This window comes from Burkholderia lata (genome assembly GCF_902499025.1).
In the GTDB taxonomy this organism is placed as follows: domain Bacteria; phylum Pseudomonadota; class Gammaproteobacteria; order Burkholderiales; family Burkholderiaceae; genus Burkholderia; species Burkholderia lata_C.
The window spans coordinates 78,077-98,143 of the sequence record NZ_CABVPW010000017.1 but is presented as its reverse complement, the minus strand read 5'-3'; the positions used below and the strand labels follow the sequence as shown (position 1 = coordinate 98,143).

18 protein-coding genes, 1 pseudogene and 1 riboswitch are annotated in these 20,067 nt (G+C 68.3%); of the genes and pseudogenes, 7 read left to right on the top strand and 12 right to left on the bottom strand.

Annotation, left to right across the window (positions count from 1 at the left end; all coding sequences use genetic code 11):
* Positions 1-84: 84 nt before the first annotated feature.
* The 3 genes from BDI24065_RS18800 to BDI24065_RS18790 form a co-directional block, all read right to left on the bottom strand.
* A complete protein-coding gene (locus BDI24065_RS18800; protein ID WP_175032539.1) occupies positions 85-1,131 on the bottom strand; it encodes a PhoH family protein in 1,047 nt (348 codons plus the stop codon).
* 29 nt (positions 1,132-1,160) lie between these two features.
* Positions 1,161-2,561, bottom strand: coding sequence for a tRNA (N6-isopentenyl adenosine(37)-C2)-methylthiotransferase MiaB (gene miaB / locus BDI24065_RS18795; protein WP_175032538.1), 1,401 nt, complete (start codon positions 2,559-2,561; stop codon positions 1,161-1,163).
* 214 nt (positions 2,562-2,775) lie between these two features.
* The gene (locus BDI24065_RS18790; RefSeq protein ID WP_175032537.1) at positions 2,776-3,717 is read right to left on the bottom strand and encodes a LysR family transcriptional regulator; all 942 of its coding nucleotides are present in this window, start codon (positions 3,715-3,717) and stop codon (positions 2,776-2,778) included.
* Positions 3,718-3,861: 144 nt separating this feature from the next.
* On the opposite strand from BDI24065_RS18790, the gene BDI24065_RS18785 reads away from it, so the two are divergent.
* From BDI24065_RS18785 to ribB, 3 genes are all read left to right on the top strand, one after another.
* A complete protein-coding gene (locus BDI24065_RS18785; RefSeq protein ID WP_175032536.1) occupies positions 3,862-5,037 on the top strand; it encodes an MFS transporter in 1,176 nt (391 codons plus the stop codon).
* A 216-nt stretch (positions 5,038-5,253) separates the two neighbouring features.
* Positions 5,254-5,955, top strand: coding sequence for a helix-turn-helix domain-containing protein (locus tag BDI24065_RS18780; protein WP_069248802.1), 702 nt, complete (start codon positions 5,254-5,256; stop codon positions 5,953-5,955).
* 194 nt (positions 5,956-6,149) lie between these two features.
* A riboswitch (FMN riboswitch) is annotated at positions 6,150-6,298 on the top strand.
* Between the two features lie 118 nt (positions 6,299-6,416).
* Positions 6,417-7,127: a 3,4-dihydroxy-2-butanone-4-phosphate synthase gene (gene ribB / locus BDI24065_RS18775; RefSeq protein WP_085042345.1), complete on the top strand. Its 711-nt coding sequence runs from the start codon at positions 6,417-6,419 to the stop codon at positions 7,125-7,127.
* 97 nt (positions 7,128-7,224) lie between these two features.
* Here ribB and BDI24065_RS18770 read toward each other — a convergent pair whose 3' ends face one another.
* The 5 genes and pseudogenes from BDI24065_RS18770 to BDI24065_RS18750 all read right to left on the bottom strand — a co-directional run bounded on the left by BDI24065_RS18770 (position 7,225) and on the right by BDI24065_RS18750 (position 12,272).
* Positions 7,225-7,911, bottom strand: a complete 687-nt coding sequence (locus BDI24065_RS18770) for an HAD family hydrolase (RefSeq protein ID WP_175032535.1) — start codon at positions 7,909-7,911, stop codon at positions 7,225-7,227.
* Positions 7,912-8,103: 192 nt separating this feature from the next.
* Positions 8,104-9,090, bottom strand: a complete 987-nt coding sequence (gene iolG, locus BDI24065_RS18765; RefSeq protein ID WP_175032534.1) for an inositol 2-dehydrogenase — start codon at positions 9,088-9,090, stop codon at positions 8,104-8,106.
* A gap of 71 nt (positions 9,091-9,161) precedes the next feature.
* Entirely contained in the window at positions 9,162-9,989 is an 828-nt protein-coding gene (locus tag BDI24065_RS18760; protein ID WP_175032588.1) for a TIM barrel protein, read from the bottom strand.
* Between the two features lie 75 nt (positions 9,990-10,064).
* Positions 10,065-11,051 (bottom strand): annotated as a pseudogene (locus BDI24065_RS18755) (xylose isomerase); the annotation flags it as partial.
* A gap of 156 nt (positions 11,052-11,207) precedes the next feature.
* Entirely contained in the window at positions 11,208-12,272 is a 1,065-nt protein-coding gene (locus tag BDI24065_RS18750) for a LacI family DNA-binding transcriptional regulator (protein WP_175032533.1), read from the bottom strand.
* A gap of 234 nt (positions 12,273-12,506) precedes the next feature.
* Between BDI24065_RS18750 and BDI24065_RS18745 the strand changes: the two genes are divergently transcribed.
* The 3 genes from BDI24065_RS18745 to BDI24065_RS18735 are packed head-to-tail and all read left to right on the top strand — an operon-like array spanning position 12,507 to position 15,129.
* Complete coding sequence (locus BDI24065_RS18745) at positions 12,507-13,529, top strand: fatty acid desaturase family protein (protein WP_438820020.1); 1,023 nt, start codon at positions 12,507-12,509, stop codon at positions 13,527-13,529.
* 36 nt (positions 13,530-13,565) lie between these two features.
* A complete protein-coding gene (locus BDI24065_RS18740) occupies positions 13,566-13,874 on the top strand; it encodes a non-heme iron oxygenase ferredoxin subunit (RefSeq protein WP_011353115.1) in 309 nt (102 codons plus the stop codon).
* A gap of 4 nt (positions 13,875-13,878) precedes the next feature.
* On the top strand, positions 13,879-15,129 hold the full coding sequence (locus BDI24065_RS18735) for an NAD(P)/FAD-dependent oxidoreductase (protein ID WP_175032531.1): 1,251 nt from the start codon (positions 13,879-13,881) through the stop codon (positions 15,127-15,129).
* A 186-nt stretch (positions 15,130-15,315) separates the two neighbouring features.
* Here BDI24065_RS18735 and BDI24065_RS18730 read toward each other — a convergent pair whose 3' ends face one another.
* From BDI24065_RS18730 to glpD, 3 genes are all read right to left on the bottom strand, one after another.
* Complete coding sequence (locus tag BDI24065_RS18730; protein ID WP_175032530.1) at positions 15,316-16,032, bottom strand: MIP/aquaporin family protein; 717 nt, start codon at positions 16,030-16,032, stop codon at positions 15,316-15,318.
* Between the two features lie 81 nt (positions 16,033-16,113).
* Positions 16,114-17,616, bottom strand: a complete 1,503-nt coding sequence (glpK, locus tag BDI24065_RS18725) for a glycerol kinase GlpK (protein ID WP_175032529.1) — start codon at positions 17,614-17,616, stop codon at positions 16,114-16,116.
* Positions 17,617-17,722: 106 nt separating this feature from the next.
* Complete coding sequence (gene glpD / locus BDI24065_RS18720) at positions 17,723-19,246, bottom strand: glycerol-3-phosphate dehydrogenase (RefSeq protein WP_175032528.1); 1,524 nt, start codon at positions 19,244-19,246, stop codon at positions 17,723-17,725.
* 162 nt (positions 19,247-19,408) lie between these two features.
* Here glpD and BDI24065_RS18715 point away from each other — a divergent pair, with 162 nt between their 5' ends.
* A complete protein-coding gene (locus BDI24065_RS18715; protein ID WP_175032527.1) occupies positions 19,409-19,777 on the top strand; it encodes a hypothetical protein in 369 nt (122 codons plus the stop codon).
* An 88-nt stretch (positions 19,778-19,865) separates the two neighbouring features.
* Here the strand turns inward: BDI24065_RS18715 and BDI24065_RS18710 are convergent, their stop codons facing one another.
* Positions 19,866-20,063, bottom strand: coding sequence for a hypothetical protein (locus BDI24065_RS18710; protein ID WP_006751304.1), 198 nt, complete (start codon positions 20,061-20,063; stop codon positions 19,866-19,868).
* Positions 20,064-20,067: the final 4 nt, after the last annotated feature.

Here is a 20,067-nt window from a genome sequence, read left to right as displayed (position 1 = left end):
GCAGGCGAAAAAAAGCCCGGCACGCCGTCTGGCGGGCCGGGCCGGGCTGTCGAGCCGGGGCGGCGTGCAGGCGCCGCCGGAGGGTCAGCCGTCCTGGTGCTGCGCGTGGAATTCGTCGTATGCCTCGACGATGCGCGCGACGAGCGGATGGCGCACGACGTCCGCGCTGGTGAAGCGCGTGAGCGCGATGCCGCGCACGCCGCCGAGCACCTGCTGCGCCTCGACGAGGCCGCTCTTGTGGCCGCGGGGCAGGTCGACCTGGCTCGTGTCGCCGGTCACGACCGCCTTCGAGCCGAAGCCGATCCGCGTGAGGAACATCTTCATCTGCTCGGGCGTCGTGTTCTGCGCCTCGTCGAGGATGATGAACGCGTGGTTCAGCGTGCGGCCGCGCATGTACGCGAGCGGCGCGATCTCGATCATCTGGCGCTCGAACATCTTCGCCGTCTTGTCGAAGCCGAGCAGGTCGTACAGCGCGTCGTACAGCGGACGCAGGTACGGGTCGACCTTCTGCGCGAGATCGCCCGGCAGGAAACCGAGCCGCTCGCCGGCCTCGACGGCCGGGCGCGTCAGCACGATCCGCTTGACCTGGTCGCGCTCGAGCGCGTCGACCGCGCACGCGACCGCGAGGTAGGTCTTGCCGGTGCCGGCCGGCCCGACGCCGAGCGTCACGTCGTGCGACAGGATCTGCTTCAGGTATTCGCGCTGCGCGGGCGTGCGGCCGCGCAGGTCGGCGCGCCGCGTGTAGAGCTTCGGTGCGGGCTCCTCGTCCGGCTCGCCGGCGTCGAGTTGTACGATGGGGTCGTCGAACGGATGGTCGGGGTCGCCGCGGAAGCGCACGTCGAGCGTGTCCTGGCGGCCGTTGCCGGACGTGTGGCGCACTTCGACCAGCGCGAGCTGGATGTCGTCGACCGACAACGCATCGCGCGCGCGGTTGTAGAAGTTCTCGAGCGCGGCGAGCGCGAGCTTGGCGCCGCGACCGCGGATCGCGATCCGGTGGCCGCGTCGCGACAGCGTGACGTCGAGCGCCTGTTCGATCTGCCGCAGGTTCTCGTCGAGCGGGCCGCAGAGGTTGGCGAGGCGCGCGTTGTCGTCGCGCGGCGCGACGAATTCCAGTGCTTGGGTCGGCTTCAAAGTAGCGTCGGGCTCCTGTTGAGCGTCAGTCAGTGCGTGGCCGCGCTCGCGTCGTCGCTGACGAGCACGAGCTCGCCGCGCAGCGAATGCGGGTAGGCGTGGTTGATCTTCACGTCGATCATCTGGCCGATCAGGCGCGGGTGCGAGGCGAGCGGCGCCGGGAAATTCACGACCCGGTTGTTCTCGGTACGGCCCGCGAGTTCGTTCGGGTCCTTGCGCGACGGGCCCTCGACGAGGATCCGCTCGACCTTCCCGACCATCGACTGGCTGATGCGCGCGACGTTTTCCTCGATGGTCGCCTGCAGATGTTGCAGGCGTTTGAGCTTCACCTCGCGCGGCGTGTCGTCGTGCAGGTTCGCGGCCGGCGTGCCGGGGCGCGGGCTGTAGATGAACGAGAAGCTGGTGTCGTAGCTCATCTCGTGCACGAGCGCCATCATCTTGTCGAAATCGTCCTCGGTCTCGCCGGGGAAGCCGACGATCATGTCGGTCGACAGCGACAGGTCCGGGCGGATCGCGCGCAGCTTGCGGATCACCGACTTGTATTCGAGCACCGTGTAGCCGCGCTTCATCGCCATCAGGATGCGGTCGGAGCCGTGCTGGACGGGCAGGTGCAGGTGGCTCACGAGCTTCGGCACCTTCGCGTAGGTATCGATCAGGCGCTGCGTGAATTCCTTCGGGTGCGACGTCGTGTAGCGGATCCGCTCGATGCCGGGGATGTCGGCGACGTATTCGATCAGCGTCGCGAAATCGGCGATCTCCGACGCCCCGTAGGAAGTCCCCTTGGGGGACGAGCCGGCCGCCAGTGCGCCGCGATACGCGTTCACGTTCTGGCCGAGCAGCGTGACTTCGCGCACGCCCTGGTCGGCGAGGCCGGCCACTTCGGTCAGCACGTCGTCGAGCGGGCGCGACACTTCATCGCCGCGCGTGTACGGCACCACGCAGTAGCTGCAGTACTTCGAGCAGCCTTCCATGATCGACACGAACGCGCTCGGCCCCTCGACCCGCGCGGGCGGCAGGTGGTCGAACTTCTCGATTTCGGGGAACGAGATGTCGACCTGCGCACGGCCGCTCTCGCGGCGCGCGTCGATCATCTGCGGCAGGCGGTGCAGGGTTTGCGGGCCGAACACGAGGTCGACGTACGGCGCGCGCGACACGATCGATGCGCCTTCCTGGCTCGCGACGCAGCCGCCGACGCCGATCAGCAGGCCGGGCTTCGCTTCCTTCAGCTCGCGCACGCGGCCGAGATCGGAGAACACCTTCTCCTGCGCCTTTTCACGCACCGAGCACGTGTTGAACAGGATGATGTCCGCGTCTTCCGGCGTATCGGTCTTTTCGAGGCCTTCGGCCGCATTCAGCACGTCCACCATCTTGTCCGAGTCGTACTCGTTCATCTGGCAGCCGAAGGTCTTTACGTAAACTTTCTTGGTCATGGGGATTCGCCGTTCGCAGTGGTTGACCTGGGGGCGTCGTCAAGAGTGAATCGGGACGGCCGTGCGCTGCACGCGGATCGCGCGCAGCCAGCATGAAAAGCCGTCGGGAAAGCCTTCCATTATAGCTTTTCATGCCGACCGGGACGGGCGGCGGGTTGCGGCCGCGCGACGCCGCCCGCCACGTTCCGACCCCTGAATGGCGGCGCGCCGGCCGTCAGCGGCACGCGTTCAGCAGGTCGTCGTGCGCGGCTTCCTCGCGCGCGAAGCGTTCGGCGAGAAAGTCGAGCAGCACGCGCACGCGCGGCGCCATGTAGCGCTTGCCCGGATAGATCGCGTGCAGCGGCGCGCTCTGGTGCCGCCAGTCGGGCAGCAGGACCTTGAGTCGCCCGGCGCGGATATCGTCGGCGACATCCCAGATCGAGTTCAGCACGATGCCGCGGCCGCGCAGCGCCCACTCGCGGGCGAGGCCGCCGTCGTTGGTCTCGAACGCGGTGGCGAGCGGCACCGTGCAGGTCTGCATATCGTCGCTTCGGTCGCCGCGCGTGAAGCGCCACGTGTTCATCGGCCCGGACGCCACCGTGATCACGTTGCACGGAAAGCGGGCCAGATCGTGAGGATCACGCGGCACGCCGTGGCGTTCGATGAAGGACGGCGCCGCGCACGGCACGCGCCGGTCCGCGGCGAGCCGGCGGGCGATCAGCGCGCCGTCGGGCGGCGCCGCGAAACGAATCGCCAGGTCGATCTCGTCCTGCCACAGGTTCACCGTCGAGTCGGACGCCGTCAGCGAGAACGTCACGTCCGGGTAGCGTGCCGTGAATTCGTCGAGCCAGTCGAGCAGCCGCCGGCGGCCGAAATCGGACGTCGCCGACAGCCGCACCCGGCCGCCGACGACGTTGCGGCCGGCCTGTAGCAGCGCGTTGGCGTCGTCGAGCGCCTGCAATGCCTGCCGGCATCCGTTCAGGTACAGGCGGCCCTCGTCGGTGAGCCGCAACTGCCGGGTCGAACGGTCGAACAGCCGGGTCGCGACCGCCGCCTCGAGCTTCGCGAGGCGCGCGCTCGCGGCGGCCGGCGTGAGGTTCAGCTTGCGCCCGGCGGCGGACAGGCTGCCCAGTTCGGCCGCCTCGACGAACAGCCGGATGTCGCCCAGTCGATCCATGCGATTTTCCAGAAATATTTGAAAATGGTTCAAACGCCACGCCAATTATCAAATATCGGCGTCTTCGGGACAATGCGCACATCCTGCCTTTTGTGCGGTGCGGCACCGACCGGGCGCCGCGTCCGCCGCCTTCCGGAGAACGTCATGCCCATTCCGTTACTGGCGCTTGCGATCAGCGCCTTCGCCATCGGTACCACCGAGTTCATCATCATGGGCCTGTTGCCCGAAGTCGCGCGCGACCTGGCCGTGTCGCTGCCGTCGGCCGGCCTGCTGGTCACGGGCTACGCGCTCGGTGTCGCGGCCGGCGCGCCGCTGCTCGCGGTGCTGACGAGCCGCATGCCGCGCAAGGCGGCGCTGCAGTTGCTGATGGCGATCTTCATCGTCGGCAACGTGCTGTGCGCGACCGCGTCCGGCTATGCAATGCTGATGGTCGCGCGCGTCGTCACGTCGTTCGCGCACGGGTCGTTCTTCGGGATCGGCGCCGTGGTCGCCGCGTCGCTCGTGCCGACCGACAAGCGTGCGAGCGCGATCGCGCTGATGTTCACCGGGCTCACGCTGTCGAACGTGCTCGGCGTGCCGTTCGGCACGTTCGTCGGCCAGTTGCTCGGCTGGCGCGCGTCGTTCTGGATCGTCGCCGCGCTCGGCGTGCTGGCGCTCAGCGGCGTCGCCGCGCTCGTGCCGAACCGCCACGACAGCGGGCCGGTCGGGCTCGGCCACGAAGTGCGCGTGCTGAAGGAGCCGCAGGTGTGGCTCGCGCTGCTGATGACCGTGCTCGGCTTCGGCGGCGTGTTCGTCGTGTTCACGTACATCGCGCCGATTCTCCAGTCCGTGTCGGGCTATTCGCCGCGCGCGGTCGCGCTGATCCTCGTGCTGTTCGGCGCGGGCCTGACGATCGGCAACACGCTCGGCGGCAAGCTCGCCGACCGCGCGCTGATGCCGTCGTTGATCGCGATCCTCGTCGCGCTGATGGCCGTGATGGTCGTGTTCGCGAAGACGAGCCACCATCCGGTCGCGGCGGCCGTCACCGTGTTCGTCTGGGGGATCGCCGCGTTCGCGACGGTGCCGCCGCTCCAGGCGCACGTGGTCGAGAAGGCTGCGAGCGCGCCGCATCTCGCGTCGACGCTGAACATCGGCGCGTTCAACGTCGGCAATGCGCTCGGCGCGTGGCTCGGCGGCCTTGCGCTGGAACGCGGCCTCGCGCTCGATGCGCTGCCTTGGGTGGCCGTCGCGGTGACGTTCGCGGCGTTCGTGGTCACGTGGTTCGCGATGCGGCTCGGCGCGCGCGGGCCGGCACGCGGCGCGGCGCCGGCGGCGCAATGAGCGGTGACGAGCGGCGCCCGCGCGACGCGATAGCGGCAGGAAAAGGTTCGCGAGAAACGCATTCCTCCGCGATGCTGATAACGGTGTGAAGATAACTTCGTTTGCCGCTGCAAGACCGGGTGATAGCGTCTCGATACGCGCCGTTGCTGGCGCAACCCGATTCCGATCCCGGCTTACCCCATACGCAGGGCTGCGCAGCGGCCCGGAGGCAATGCTATGTCTTCATCCCTGGCGCTCGTGCGCGACGTGTCTTCCTTCGAGTCCGGCAACGCCGCCGATGCGCGGGCGTCCGCGTCGCTCGATGTTCTCGAACAGGTCGTCGGTGTGAACCTCGCGCGGTTGCGCGCCGAGCGGCAGCTGTCGCTCGATGCGCTCGCACGGCTGTCCGGCGTGTCGCGCGCGATGCTCGCGCAGATCGAGTCGGCGCGCAGCGTGCCGTCGATCAAGGTGCTCTGCAAGATCGCCGCGGCGCTGAAGGTATCGGTCGCCGCCTTCCTGCGCCGCCATGCGGTGAACGGCTTCGAGCACCTGGCGGCCGAGCGCGCGTCGCGCGTCGTCAGCTCGAACGGCCGCTTCTCGGCGCGCGCGCTGTACCCGGAAGGCGAGCCGGCCGCGGCCGAGTTCCACGAGCTGCGGATCGCGCCGCTGCATACGGAGCCCGGCGCACGCCGTGCGCCCGGCACGACGGTCAACCTCGTCGTCAGCGAAGGCACGCTCGAAGTCAGCGTGCATGACCGCCGCCAGTTGCTCGCGACCGGCGACGCGATCGTGTTCGACGCCGACCAGCCGTACAGCCTGCGCAACCCGGGCGACAGCGAAGCGCGCGCGTTTCGCGTGACGGTGAGCCCCGAGGTGCCGCCGCGCTGGCTCGTGCCCGACGCGGCGCACGCGGCACATGCCGCGCACGCGGCGGGCTGATCGCGCAACGCAGGCCGTACGGAAGCGGGCCGCGTTCGCGTCGTTCGGACGGGATCGCGGGGTGTCCGTCGGCCGTTTGGACGATGCCGTTAGACGGAGTCGTCAGTAAGGTTTTAGGTGGTGTTCGCTGCGCCGCGCGCGCAGCTGCTGTATGCTTGGCCCGCCGCTGATGGGGTTGCCCCATCCGGCAATCAGTGCGTCTTCAGGGCGGGGTGAAATTCCCCACCGGCGGTAGGCTGGCACAAGCCGGCGAGCCCGCGAGCGCCCGCGCCTTCGCGCGGGGTCAGCAGATCTGGTCGAATGCCAGAGCCGACGGTCATAGTCCGGATGAGAGAAGATGTGCAGATAGTCATGTCCGTCAGGGCCGCTTCGCCATCCGAGCGAAGCGGGTTGTCGTTCTGTCTGTTTGCAATGCCCTGAAACGTTTTTCGCCCAAATCGTATTTGCGAGGAGCGTTTCACATGTCCTTGATGTCCGTTTCGTCGGCACCCGCCGACGCCTTTGCCGATCTCCCGTTGCTGGATTCCGAACCGGTGCCGCCGCGCATCGCCGCCGCGCTCGACGCGATGCGCGCGGGCCGTGCCGTCGTGCTGCAGGACGACCACGACCGCGAGAACGAAGCCGACCTGATCGTTGCCGCCGAGCGCATCACGCCCGAGACGATGGCGCTGCTGATCCGCGAATGCAGCGGCATCGTGTGCCTGTGCCTGACCGACGACACGGTACGCGCGCTCGAGCTGCCGCCGATGGTGCAGACCAACGAAAGCCGCAACGGCACGGCGTTCACCGTCTCGATCGAGGCACGCGAAGGCGTGCATACGGGCGTATCGGCGGCCGATCGCGTGACGACGATCCGCGCGGCGATCGCGGAAGGGGCGAAGCCGCACGACATCGTGCGCCCCGGTCACGTGTTTCCGCTGCGTGCGCAGCCGGGCGGCGTGCTGGCACGTCGCGGTCACACCGAAGGCACGGTCGACCTGTCGATCCTCGCGGGCCTGAAGCCGGCCGGCGTGCTGTGCGAGCTGATGAATCCGGATGGCACGATGACGCGCGGCGACGATGTCGAGCGTTTCGCGCAACAGCACGGGCTGCCGATGCTGACGATCGCGGAACTCGTCGAGTTCCGCGAGGCGCTGGCCGCCGCGCGTGAGCGCTGCTGCGAACCGGCCTGAGGGAAGGGGCGGGCGCATGTGAGCGCCCGTTGTACTGCGTGCGCGAGCGGGCACACGCTTGATCGTCCCGATCAGCCCGATCGGGACGGCACGACCATCAGGACTGCACGTCCCCGAATTCGCCGCGCATGCCGGCTTCGACGAACGCCGGCAGCTCGTCCATCTGGCGCATGATCCGCGTGATGCCCATCGCGCGCAGCGCGTCCGCGTAGTTGTCGGGGATGTGGCTCGCGCCGACGAACGCGATCGTCTTCATGCCTGCCGCACGCGCGGCATTCAGCCCCGACACGCTGTCCTCGACGACGATGCAGCGCTCCGGCGCGACGCCGAGCGTGTGTGCCGCATGCAGGTAGACGTCGGGGTAGGGCTTCGGCCGCGCCACCTGCTCGGAGCTGAACACGCGATCGCCGAAGATCTCGGTGAGCGCCGCGCGCTTCAGCGAGCTGCGCACGCGCGCGAGCCGGCTGTTCGACACGACGGCCGCCGGCAGGCTCACCTTCAGCAGCGCGTCGCGCACGCCGGAGATCGGGGCGAGCGATTGCGCCAGCGCACTCTCGATGTTGTGCTCGATGGTCTCGATGAAGTTGGCGGGCATCTCGATCCCGAAGCGGGATTCGATCCCCGCCAGGAAGCGCGACGTCTGCTGGCCGAACGCCGACTTCGCGGCGGCTTCGAAATCGAGATTCGGGAACGTGGCGGACAGCGTATCGAGCAGCACGCGGTCGGCGATGACTTCGCTGTCGACGAGCACGCCGTCGCAGTCGCAGATGAGGTGATCGAGCATGGTGGTGAAAAAGCGGGATGTCGGCGATGCAGATCAATTCGCCATCATACGTGCTTTCACGCCTATGCCGCGCGACGCTTCGGCAAATTTTCCCGATGCGGCTGGGTGCTCGCTACGTGTCATTCGGGTGGGCTGCCGATCGTCCGGTGGCGGCCCGCTCGCGCGGTTCGCCGCCGCTCGCCACCGGTTGCGTTACAGCCCGATTACGCGCCCCGTTTTCCACGACGTCATCGCGGCCTCGGCCAGTTCGAGCGCGGCGAGCCCGTCGTCGATCGTCGTGCGGACCGGCGTGCCGTCGCGCAGCGCGTCGACGAAGTGCGCGATCTCGGCCGCGTACGCATGCCGGTAGCGCTCGAGGAAAAACGGCTCCGGCACGTCCGTCGCGATGCCGCCCGCGAGCCACGCGCTTACCTCGGTCGGCCGCACGTTGCCGGCCTGCAGCATCCCGTTGCTGCCGAGCAGCTCGACACGCTGGTCGTAGCCGTAGGCGGCGCGCCGCGACGTGTTGATCTGGCACAGCAGCCCGCGCCGCGTGCGGATCGTCACCGCGGTCGAATCGATATCGCCTGCGTCTTGCACGGCCGGATCGGTCAGGCAGCTGCCGGTCGCGTGCAGCGTCTGCGCTTCATCGCCGAGGATCCAGCGGAACACGTCGAAGTCGTGGATCAGCATGTCCTTGAAGATGCCGCCCGAACTGCGGATGTAGTCGACGGGCGGCGCACCCGGGTCGCGGCTCGTGACGACCAGCATTTCCGGCGCGCCGATCTCGCCGCGCTCGACGCGCGCCTTCAACGCGGCGAACGTCGGGTCGAAGCGGCGCTGGAAGCCGATCATGCAGGTCACGCCGCTGCGCCGGACGACGTCCGCGCACGCACGCGAGCGTTCGACGCTCAGGTCGACGGGCTTCTCGCAGAACACGGCCTTGCCCGCGTGCGCGGCCGCGACGATCAGGTCCGCATGCGTGTCGGTGCTCGATGCGATCACGACGGCCTGGACAGCCGGATCGCCGAGCGCGCGCTCGACGTCGGCCACCTGCGCGCCGTGCGCGTGGGCCAGCGCTTCGGCTGACGGCGCGTGCCGGTCGACCACGTACTTCAGCTTCGCACCCGGATGGCGCGCGAGATTCGACGCGTGGATCTTGCCGATTCGTCCCGCGCCGAACAACGCGAATTCGATCATTCCGTTCTCCTGTTGATTTCGTGGTTTTACGCCGGCGCGCAGTTCGAGTCGATCGCGCAACGTGGCGGCGGTCATCGATCCGCCAGTTCGCCGCGCACGTAGTCGATGCTCGCGCGCAACCGGTCCTCGATGTCGTCGGCTTCGGCGATTTCGTTCGCGAACGGCTCGAACGAGAACGCGCCGCGGTAGCCGCGCGCGAGCAGTTCGCGCAGTTGCCGGAGATTGCCGAGCCGGTCGGCGCCGCCGACCAGCACGCGATGGCCGTCGCGCATCCGGTCGACCGGCAGGTCGTCTTCCTCGACGCCCGAGATGTGCACGAGGCCCGTCAGGTTCGGGAAGAAGATGTCCTCGCCCGACAGGTGATGGTGGAACGTGTCGTGCACGAGCCGGAACACCTGTTCGCCCGCCGCGTCGTAGATGCCTTTCACCGCATCCGACTTGCGGCGCAGCGCGCATTCGTCGAAGCCGAGCGGCTCGATGAAGCCGAGCAGGCCGCGCGCGTCGAGGATCGGCTTGAGCGCCTTCAGCGCCTTCACGAGATCCGTGTGGCGCGCGTCCGCGCCGCGCGTGTCGCTCCGGCTGTTGGTCGGGCACAGCACCAGCGCACGCGCGCCGCATTGCGCCGCGTAGTCGGCCAGCACGGTCGCCTCGTCCGCGCGCTCGGCGTTCCATTGCTCGAAGCGCTGCAGCGCGTTGATCGTCAGGATCGTCACGCCGCCGGCTTCGGCCGTCGCGCGCACGGCGGCGGCCGGCGTGCCGTCGGCGATCTCGACGCCGTCGAGATCGTTGCGGATCTCGATCGTGTCGATACCGAGGCGCTTGCACAGCGCGACGTAACGGTCGAACGGCAAGCGCGGTGCGCTCATCCGGTTCAGCGAAAAGTGGAAGGCCTGCGTCATCGTTCTGTCCTTGGGTCTCGAGTGGGGGCTGGGTTCGAATCGGGCGGCGGTGCGTGCGATGTCGGCTGCCGGCGGCGCGGCGAGGGCATGCCACGTGTCGCGCAGCCAGTGCGCGCACGCGACGTTGTTGTCGAAGATCGAATAGCGTGCGCCGCCGCCGTAGTCGGGAAACGGGATGAACTCGCAGCTGATCTGTTCGAGTCGCGACGGTCGTGCATGGGCCTGCGATTGCAGCAACTGACGAAGCGCGGCCTTCCACGTATCGAGCGCCTCTGCGTGCCATGCGCCGTGATAGGCGTCCGGCGCCGGGGCGACGAGCGGATACTGGATGCCGCGCCCGGGCCTGCCGTCGGCGCGGCGCATCCATGGGTTGTCCGGATTGTTCGGCGTCACGCTGCGCGCATGTGCATGCCGGACCCAGCCGCGCGCGATCCAGTCGGTGTAGATGGCGTCGGGTGATGCGGGGTCGAGCATCCGGCGGCCGGCGTCGGCCGCGTCGCGCAGGCCCGATGCATCGAGTTCGGCGCGATTGCCGATCTTGAACAGCAGGTGCGAATGATCGAGCGTGATCCGGAACGGCACGCCGGCCCGCTCGACATGCCGTGCGACGCGCGCGATGCACGTGAAATCCTCGCTCCACATGTCGACGTGCACTTCGAGGCTCGGCAGGCAACCGGCCGGCTCGCCGCGCTCGTGAGTGCGCAGGTAGAAATCGGCAACCTCGCGGTCGGACAGCGGATGGCCGTCCGCGTGATGCATGTACAGCTGGCAGTTGAGCACGGTGCTGCCGAAACGCGCGCCCGCGTCGACGATCTCGGCGACGTGTGCTTCGTCACGTCCCGCGCACCAGATGCCGCCGATCACGCGAATCGGCAGCGCATGGCGTTCGACCAGCGCGAAATACGGCGACAGGTCCTCGCCGCGCGCCGGGTTCTTTTCGACGTAGTCGAATACACCGGCGCCGGCCACCATCCGGAAACGTTCGGCGGGCGTGGGCAACGGCAGGCCGTCGTGTTCGAGCACGCCGTCGAGGTTCACGCCGATGAGGATCGGTTCAGCCATCGTCTCCTGTCCGCCGTTGTGATGGGATTGGTTGCCCAATGTACGGAGGCGCGACGCGGGCTGCATGACAAACGTTGGCGAAAAATCGCCAATGCAGCGGTCGATTTTTTCGCAATGCGCATGCGACGCGGCAGGCGATGCGCCGGGCGGCGGGATTCAGGCCGGCAGGTAGGCGCTCGTCCGCACATTGGCCGAACAGAACACGCGGAATTCGACCGGGTCGGCCGGCGGCGGCTGGTCGACGATCCCGCACGCATGGAGCACATGCTGCAGCGCGGAAATCGCCTGGCCGTCCGGATCCTGGTCGATCGCGAGATCCATCGCGCCGGCTTCGATGAAGGTGCGGTGCAGGTCGATCATCTCGTGGCCGATCCACACGACCCGGCCGGTCGCGCCGGCCTTGCGCAGCGCGGCTTCGATGCCGGCCGAGCCGGCGCCGCTGTTGTAGATCGCGACCACGTCGTCGTGTGCCTGCAGCGCCTTCGTCACCGCGCGGTAGCAGCGGTCGTCCTGGTCGAGCGTCTCGACCGGCTCGTCGTCGCAGCGGACGGCGGCGAACGCTTCGGCGAGCTGGTCGCGGCAGCCGGCCATCCGGTCGGCATGCGCGCGGTAGCCCATGCGCCCGCCGAGCAGCAGCACGCGGCCGGGGCGCGCCGCCAGGCGGCCGATGTAGTAGCCGGCCGTGCGCCCGGCCCGGTAGTTGTCGATGCCCGCGAAGTGCACGCGGTCGATGCCGCCGATGTCGGTGACCATCGTGACGACCGTCTCGCCGCGCGCGATCGCGCCGGCCAGCGCGTCGCGCACGCGGGCCGTGTCGCGCGCGGTGACGATCAGCGCCGCGCGCCGGTAGGCGGGCCGTTCGATCAGCGCGGCGGCCCGCTCGTCGTCGGCGGCGGGCAGGATCGTCCGGTGCACGACCACGCGCCGGTCGAGCATCTGCAGCGAGCGCTGCAGCGCCAGCTGCAGCCGGTGGAAGAATGCCGCGTCGGTATCCGGCAGCAGCACGTCGACGTGGATCAGCCCGTGCCGCGTGTCGGGCAGCTGGCGCGGCACGCCGAGCTGCCGCGCGGCCGCGACCACGCGTTCGCGGGCCTGCGCCGAGACGCTGCCGCGCTCGTTCAGCACGCGGTCGACGGTGGTCGTGCTGACCCCGGCGAGCGCCGCGATCTCGTCGAAGCGTGCGGTGCGCTTGCGCCAGCGCGGCCCGGATTCGCCTGCCATGGTTTTGTCTCCATCGGGGTGTCGCCATCGACGCGTGGCGATGCGAGAAACGCTAAAGCGATGGCGAAATTTCGTCAACGTTTCGATTGAGCGGGGGAGGCCGCGGGCCTAATTTTGATTCCATGCCGAAGCGCTTGCCGCGCTTCCTACGTACAAGGAATCAAGGAGACGCACGTGGTTCATACCGACGACCAGGCGCACGACCGCACGGCGGCGCGCCGTCACGAATACCGGATGATCGGCGGCGCCGGCGAGCGCGCGCACGCGGCCGGGCTCGTCAACGCCGCGTGGTACCGATGCGCGGTGCCACGGCCGCTGATGAAGCAGCTGATGCAGCGCGGCGATGCGCGCACGATCCGCGACACGCTGATCTGGTACGCGGCGATCGCGATCAGCGGCGTGCTCGCGTGGCTGGCGTGGCGCGCACATTCGGCGTGGGCGATCCCCGCGTTCTTCGTGTACGGCACGCTCTACTGCAGCCCGGCCGACTCGCGCTGGCACGAATGCGGGCATGGCACCGCGTTCCGCACGCGCTGGATGAACGACGTGCTGTACCAGGTCGCGTCGTTCCAGGTGTTCCGCCGCGCGACGGCGTGGCGCTGGAGCCATGCGCGCCATCACACCGATACGCTGGTCGTCGGGCGCGATCCGGAAATCGCCGCGCCGAAGCCGACCGACTGGCTCTCGCTCGCGCTGAACGTCGTCGCGCTGAAGCATGTGGCCGGCGAGCTGCGCAAGATGATCGCGATTGCGTTCACCGGCCGGCTCGACGACGAGGCGCGCACCTACGTGCCCGAATCGGAACGGCCGAAGGTCGTGCGCGAAGCGCGCATCCATCTCGCTGTCTACGCAATGGTGGTCGGTGCTTCGTTGTACTGGCACACGCTCCTGCCGCTCCTCTACATCGGGCTGCCGAGCCTCTACGGCGCGTGGCTGTACCTGTATTTCGGCCTCACGCAGCACGCGGGCATGCCCGAGAACGTGCTCGATCACCGGCGCAACTGCCGGACCGTGATGATGAATCCGGTATTCCGGTTCCTGTACTGGAACATGAACTACCACGTCGAGCACCACATGTTCCCGATGGTGCCGTTCCACGCGCTGCCGAAGCTGCACGAAGCGGTGAAGGCCGACATGCCGCCGCCGTATCGCAGCACGCTGGCCGCATATGCGGAGATCGTACCGGCGCTGGTCAGGCAGACGCGCGACCCGACCGATTACGTCGTGCGGCCCGTGCCGGATGCCGCGCGTGCGTGACCGATATCGAATCTTCCAACCCAGGAGACACGCAACATGACGCAATGGATCGACACCGGCGCGCTCGACGACATCGACGACGAAGATGTCGCGCGCTTCGATCATGCCGGCCACACGTACGCGATCTACCGCATCGATGGCGAAGTCTATGCGAGTGACGGCCTGTGTACGCACGAGCACGTGCATCTGGCGGACGGCCTCGTGATCGACCACGTGATCGAATGCCCGAAGCACAACGGGCGCTTCGACGTGCGCGACGGCCGGCCACTGTCCGCACCCGCCTGCGAGAAGCTGCGCACGTATCGCGCAAAGATCGAAGACGGCCGCATCCTGATCGAGGTGTGACGCGATGACGAACCACCGGGTGATGGCGATCGTCGGCGCGGGCCACGCGGGCGGCCGCGCGGCGCAGGTGCTGCGCGAATCCGGCTGGGGCGGGCGGATCGTGCTGATCGGCGCGGAGGCGCACCTGCCGTACGAGCGGCCGCCGTTGTCGAAGGGCGTGCTGACCGGCGAACGCAGCGCGGCGCAGTGCCGGTTGCGCGAGCCGGCAGCGTGGGCGGCCGATCGCATCGAGCCGGTCGTCGCGACGGTCGAGCGCATCGATCCGGGCGCACGTGAGGTGCGCGTGTCGAATGGCAGCGTGTTCGGCTACGATGCGCTGCTGCTCGCGACCGGCGGCCGCGCGCGTCGCCTGACGATTCCGGGCGCGACGCTCGACGGCGTGTTTGCGTTGCGCACGCTCGACGACGCAGCGGCACTCGGCGCGCGGCTCGTGCCCGATACGCGGGTCGTGCTGATCGGCGGCGGCTTCATCGGTCTCGAAGTCGCGGCGTCCGCGCGACTGCGCGGCTGCCGCGTGACGGTGCTCGACGCGGCGTCGCGCCTGCTCGGGCGTGCGGTGCCGGAGACGATCGCGGCGCGCGTGCACGCGCTTCACGAACGGCAGGGCGTGGCGATTCGCGTGAACCGGAAGCCGGTGGCGATCGAGCGGATGGCCGGCGGCGCGCTGGCCGTCGTGCTCGACGATGGCGACACGCTGATCGCCGACACGGTCGTGGCCGGCATCGGCATCGACCCGGCCGACGAGCTGGCGCGCGATGCGGGCCTCGCAGTCGAACGCGGCATTGTCGTGAACGAGCGGCTCGAGACTTCGGCGCGCGGCATCTACGCCGCCGGCGACGTCGCGGTGTTTCCGAGCCACCGGTCGGGGCGGCTTGTGCGTCAGGAGACGTGGCACGGCGCCGAGACCCAGGCGCGCGTCGCCGCGCGCAACATGCTCGGCGCCGACGAGCCGTATCGCGAGACGCCGTGGTTCTGGTCGGATCAATACGACGCGCAGTTGCAGGTGGCCGGGGAGCCGGTGCTCGGCGAGCGGGCGGTCGCGCGCGTGCTTGGCGACGACGCGGAAATCCATTTCCATTTCGACGCCGGAGCGCGGCTCGTTGCCGCGAGCGGTTTCGGCCGCGCGTCGGGGTTCGTCAAGGAAATGCGGGTTGCGCGGATGCTGGTCGAGCGTGGGGCGGACGTGACGCCGACCGCAGTGGCGGACGTGAACGTGAAGCTGAAATCGCTGATCGGCGAGGCGGGCGGCAGGTAGCGAAGCGATGCGCGCAATGCGCAACTGGCGCGAGCCACGGGCCGTGGGTACGAGTACGAAGGAGGAGAGAGGCGGCACGGGTGCGATACCCGCGCCGCTATGCCGGCGTGCCGGCGGTCAGGCGAAAGAGCCTGTTCCCGAAGCGCGCGTTGGTCGATTGCCACGCGCTTCTTCACAGGCCCGCGTTCAGGCCATCGCGTGCAGGTGCAGGTACAGGCCGGCCGCCGCGGCGCCGCCGAGCAGCGGGCCGACGACGGGCACCCATGCATAGCGCCAGTCGCTGTCGCGCTTGCCGGGGATCGGCAGCAGCGCGTGCATGATGCGCGGCGACAGGTCGCGTGCGGGGCTCATTGCATAGCCGGTCGGGCCGCCGAGCGAGATGCCGATGCCGAGCACGAGCAGGCCGACGGGCAGTGCGTCGAGCGCGCCGAGACCGACTTGCGGCGACGCGAGGTACAGCACGCCGAGGATCAGCACGAACGTGCAGATCGCTTCGGTCAGCACGTTGTGCGTGACGCTGCGGATCGCGGGCGCCGTGCAGAACACCGCGAGCTTCAGGTCCGCATCGGCTTCCTTCGCGAAGTGCTGGCGATACGCGAGCCACACGAGCAAGGCGCCCGCCATCCCGCCGAGCATCTGCGCGACGATGTAGCCGCCGACTTTCGACCACGCGAACTTGCCCGCGAGCGCGAGGCTGATGGTGACGATCGGGTTCAGGTGTGCGCCGCTGAACGACGCGGTCACGTAGACGGCGACGAATACGGCCATCGCCCAGCCCATCACGATCACGATCAGGTCCGCGCCTTTGCCCTTGGTCTTTGCAAGCAGCACGTTTGCGACCGCGCCGTTGCCGAGCAGCACGAGGATCGCTGTGCCGATGAATTCTGCAATATAAGGTGACATGGTTGTCTCTCTTGAGTCACGGCGGACTCGCGCATCGCGCGGTCCGCCGGTGTTGTTGTATTTCGTCTGGATGCCTGACGGTTACTGGGTGTCGTCGGCCCATGCCTTCGCGGCACGCACCGCACGCTGCCAGCCCGACATGCAGCGCTCGACGTGCTCCTTCGGCATCGACGGCGAGAAGCGGCGGTCGAGCTGCCACTGGTCGCGCACTTCGTCGAGGTTCTTCCAGTAGCCGATCGCGAGACCCGCGAGGTAGGCCGCGCCGAGCGCGGTCGTCTCGGTGATCTGCGGACGCACCGCGTCGACGCCGAGCAGGTCCGCCTGGAACTGCATCAGCAGGTCGTTCGCGCTCGCGCCGCCGTCCACGCGCAGCTCGCCGATGCTGATGCCCGAATCGGCTTCCATCGCGGCCAGCACGTCGAGCGACTGGTACGCGATCGAATCGAGCGCCGCACGGGCGAGGTGCGCGGAGGTCGTGCCGCGCGTGACGCCGAACACCGAACCGCGTGCCCGTGCGTTCCAGTGCGGTGCGCCGAGGCCGGCAAATGCGGGTACCAGGTAGACGCCGTCGGTGTGCGGCACGCTCGCGGCGAGCGCTTCGATCTCGGCGGCCGACTTGATGATGCCGACGCCGTCGCGCAGCCACTGCACCACCGCGCCCGCGATGAAGATGCTGCCTTCCAGCGCGTACTGCACGTTGTCGCCGATCTGCCAGGCGATCGTCGTGACGAGGTTGTTCTTCGATTCGATCGGCTTGTCGCCGGTGTTCATCATCAGGAAGCAGCCGGTGCCGTAGGTGTTCTTCACCATGCCGGACTGCGTGCACATCTGGCCGAACAGCGCTGCCTGCTGGTCGCCCGCGATGCCCGCGAGCGGGATCTTCGACGCGAACACGGTGGTCTTCGTGTGGCCGTAGATTTCCGACGATGCCTTCACTTCCGGCAGCATGCTGCGCGGGATGTCGAGCATGTCGAGCAGTTCGTTGTCCCACTCGCGCGTGTGGATGTTGAACAGCATCGTGCGCGACGCGTTCGTCACGTCGGTCACGTGCAGTTCGTGCTTCGTGAAGTTCCACACGAGCCAGCTGTCGACGGTGCCGAATGCGAGCTTGCCCTGGTTGGCCTTCTCGCGTGCGCCCGGCACGTTGTCGAGAATCCAGCGGATCTTGGTCCCCGAGAAGTACGAATCGATCGGCAGACCGGTCTTCGCGCGCACCTTCGCCTCGAAGCCCTGGGCCTTCAGCGAATCGCAGAAGTCGGCGGTGCGGCGATCCTGCCAGACGATCGCGTTGTAGACGGGCTGGCCCGTCTCGCGATCCCAGACGATCGTGGTTTCACGCTGGTTGGTGATGCCGATCGCGGCGATCGACGTGCCGTTCAGGCCCGTGCGCGTGACGGCTTCGGCGGCGACGCCGGCTTGCGTCGACCAGATTTCCTGCGGGTCGTGCTCGACCCAGCCGGGTTGCGGGTAGATCTGCTCGAATTCCTTCTGGGCGATCGAAACGATATTGCCCTGGCGATCGAACAGCATCGCGCGGGAACTCGTGGTGCCCTGGTCAAGCGCGAGGATGTACTGATCCTGCATGTCTCTCATCTCCATCCGTGGATTTGGCTTAGTTGTGATGCGCGCCGCATGTGGGGCGGCGCGTCGGTGAGTCAACGTCGGTCAAGCAACTGCAACTGCATTCGGATCAGGCGTGCTGCGCGTGCGCGGCGGCAAACCACGCGTCGACCGCGGCAGTCACCGCATCGAGCGTGCCGGGCGCGACGTGCAGGCCGAGCTTCGAGCGGCGCCACAGCACGTCCTGCGCGCAGGTCGCCCATTCGGCGTCGCGCAGGTAGCGCAGTTCGGCGTCGTAGACGCCCGGTGCGATTTCGGTGCCGAGATCGGCGAGCGACTTCGCGCCGTCGATCACGCGCTCCGCGCGCGTGCCGTAGGCACGGGCATAGCGGCGGGCGAGCGCGGCGGGCAGCCACGCATGGCGTTTGGCGAACGTGTCGGCGAATGCGTCGAACTTCGCGTTGGCGATGTCGCCGCCCGGCAGTGCGACGCCGGCCGTCCAGGTCTTCGCGTCGCGGCCGAGCACGCTGCACAGCATGTCGCCGGCTTCTTCCGCGAGCTTGCGGAAGGTCGTGATCTTGCCGCCGAACACCGACAGCAGCGGGGCGCCCGCGCCGTCGTCCAGCTCGAGGCGGTAGTCGCGCGTGACGGCCGATGCGTTCGCGGCGTTCTCGTCTTCCAGCAGCGGGCGCACGCCCGAGTAGGTCCAGTGCACGTCGGCCGGCGAGATCTTGCGCTTGAAGTAGCGGTTGATCGAGTCGCACAGGTACTGCGTCTCGTCGCGATCGATCGCGACCTTCGCGGGATCGTTCGTGTATTCGACGTCGGTCGTGCCGATCAGCGTGAAATCGTGTTCGTACGGAATCGCGAAGATGATCCGCTTGTCCGGGTTCTGGAAGATGTACGCGTGGTCGTGATCGAACAGGCGGCGCGTGATGATGTGGCTGCCCTTCACGAGCCGCACGCTGTGGTGCGCACCGCGGCCGAGCGCGCCTTTCAGCACCTCGCCGACCCACGGGCCGGCCGCGTTCGCGATCGCGCGCGCATGCACGACGCGGATCGAACCGTCGGCGTGCTGCAGTCGCGCTTCCCATTCGTCGCCGCGGCGCTCGGCGGACACCAGCTTCGTGCGCGTCAGGATCTCCGCGCCACGCTCCTTCGCATCCATTGCGTTCAGCACGACGAGGCGCGCGTCGTCGACCCAGCCGTCCGAATAGACGAAGCCGCGCTTGATCGAATCGATCAGCGGCGCGCCGGCCGCGTGGCGGCGCATGTCGATGCCGCGCGAGCCGGGCAGCAGTTCGCGTTTCGCGAGGTGATCGTAAAGGAACAGGCCGATGCGGATCAGCCAGGCCGGACGCAGGTTCGGCATGTGCGGCATCACGAAGCGCAGCGGCCACATGATGTGCGGCGCCGCGCGCAGCAGCGTCTCGCGTTCCTGCAGTGCCTTGCGCACGAGCCCGAACTCGTTGTACTCGAGATAGCGCAGGCCGCCGTGAATCAGCTTCGTGCTGGACGACGACGTGTGCGACGCGAGATCGTCCTGCTCGCAGAGCATGACCGACAGGCCGCGGCCGGCCGCATCGCGCGCGATGCCCGCGCCGTTGATGCCGCCGCCGACGACGAGCAGATCGTAGCGATTCGGTTGGGTCACCTGCTGTCCTTATCGTCTGAGGGAAATGGGTGAACGGAAAATGTTCGAATTCGAAATTTAACGAACGAAATCGAAAAAGTAAAGTTCGAAAAAGCGGGGCCAGTAGCGCGCGGCGCGATCCCGGACGATACTGGCGGAATCGACCGTTTCGCGAGGTGAATCATGCGTATTGGGATGTGGGCCGGCGTGTGCGCCGTCCTTCTGGCGGGGTGCAGTGCCGGGATGCCGCCGCTCGTCGGCAACTGGCGCACGCCGTCGTTCGTCGACCTGCAGACGTCATGCGGCGGCACGGCGCGGGACTGGGGCGCGGACGCGCAGCCGGTCTACTCGACGCTGGTCGACGCGTACGTGGCGAAACGGTATCGCGGGCTGACCGAAGCGAACTATTGTGCGTTCGTAAACGAACTTTCGACGCACTATGCGGCGCCGGATGCCGCGGCGCGTGCCGGCTGGATCGCGTATTTCAACGGCGCACGTGCGCAGGCCATCAGCTGGCGGGCGGCGGTCGATCCGACGCTGCGGGGCGGTTGAAGCAGGCTGCAGAAGGCGGGCAGGGAAGCGAGGATGGCCACGCGGCCCGGAATCCGGGCGGCGCGGTCAGGTCAGGAACGGTGTGGTTTTACGAATAACGGTATTTGATGGATCGCAGCGCGGCGTCGCCGGTTTCGGTCACGCAGTATTTGCGCCCCGAACCGAGTCCTTCCAGACGAACGAGCTGCTGTTCGAGCAGTGCGTCGATTTCGTCCCGATCCATGTTGGTTTGATCGGGAGCGTCCTTCACAAGCAATAGCGTGGCGAATTCATGCGGACTCAGCATCGTT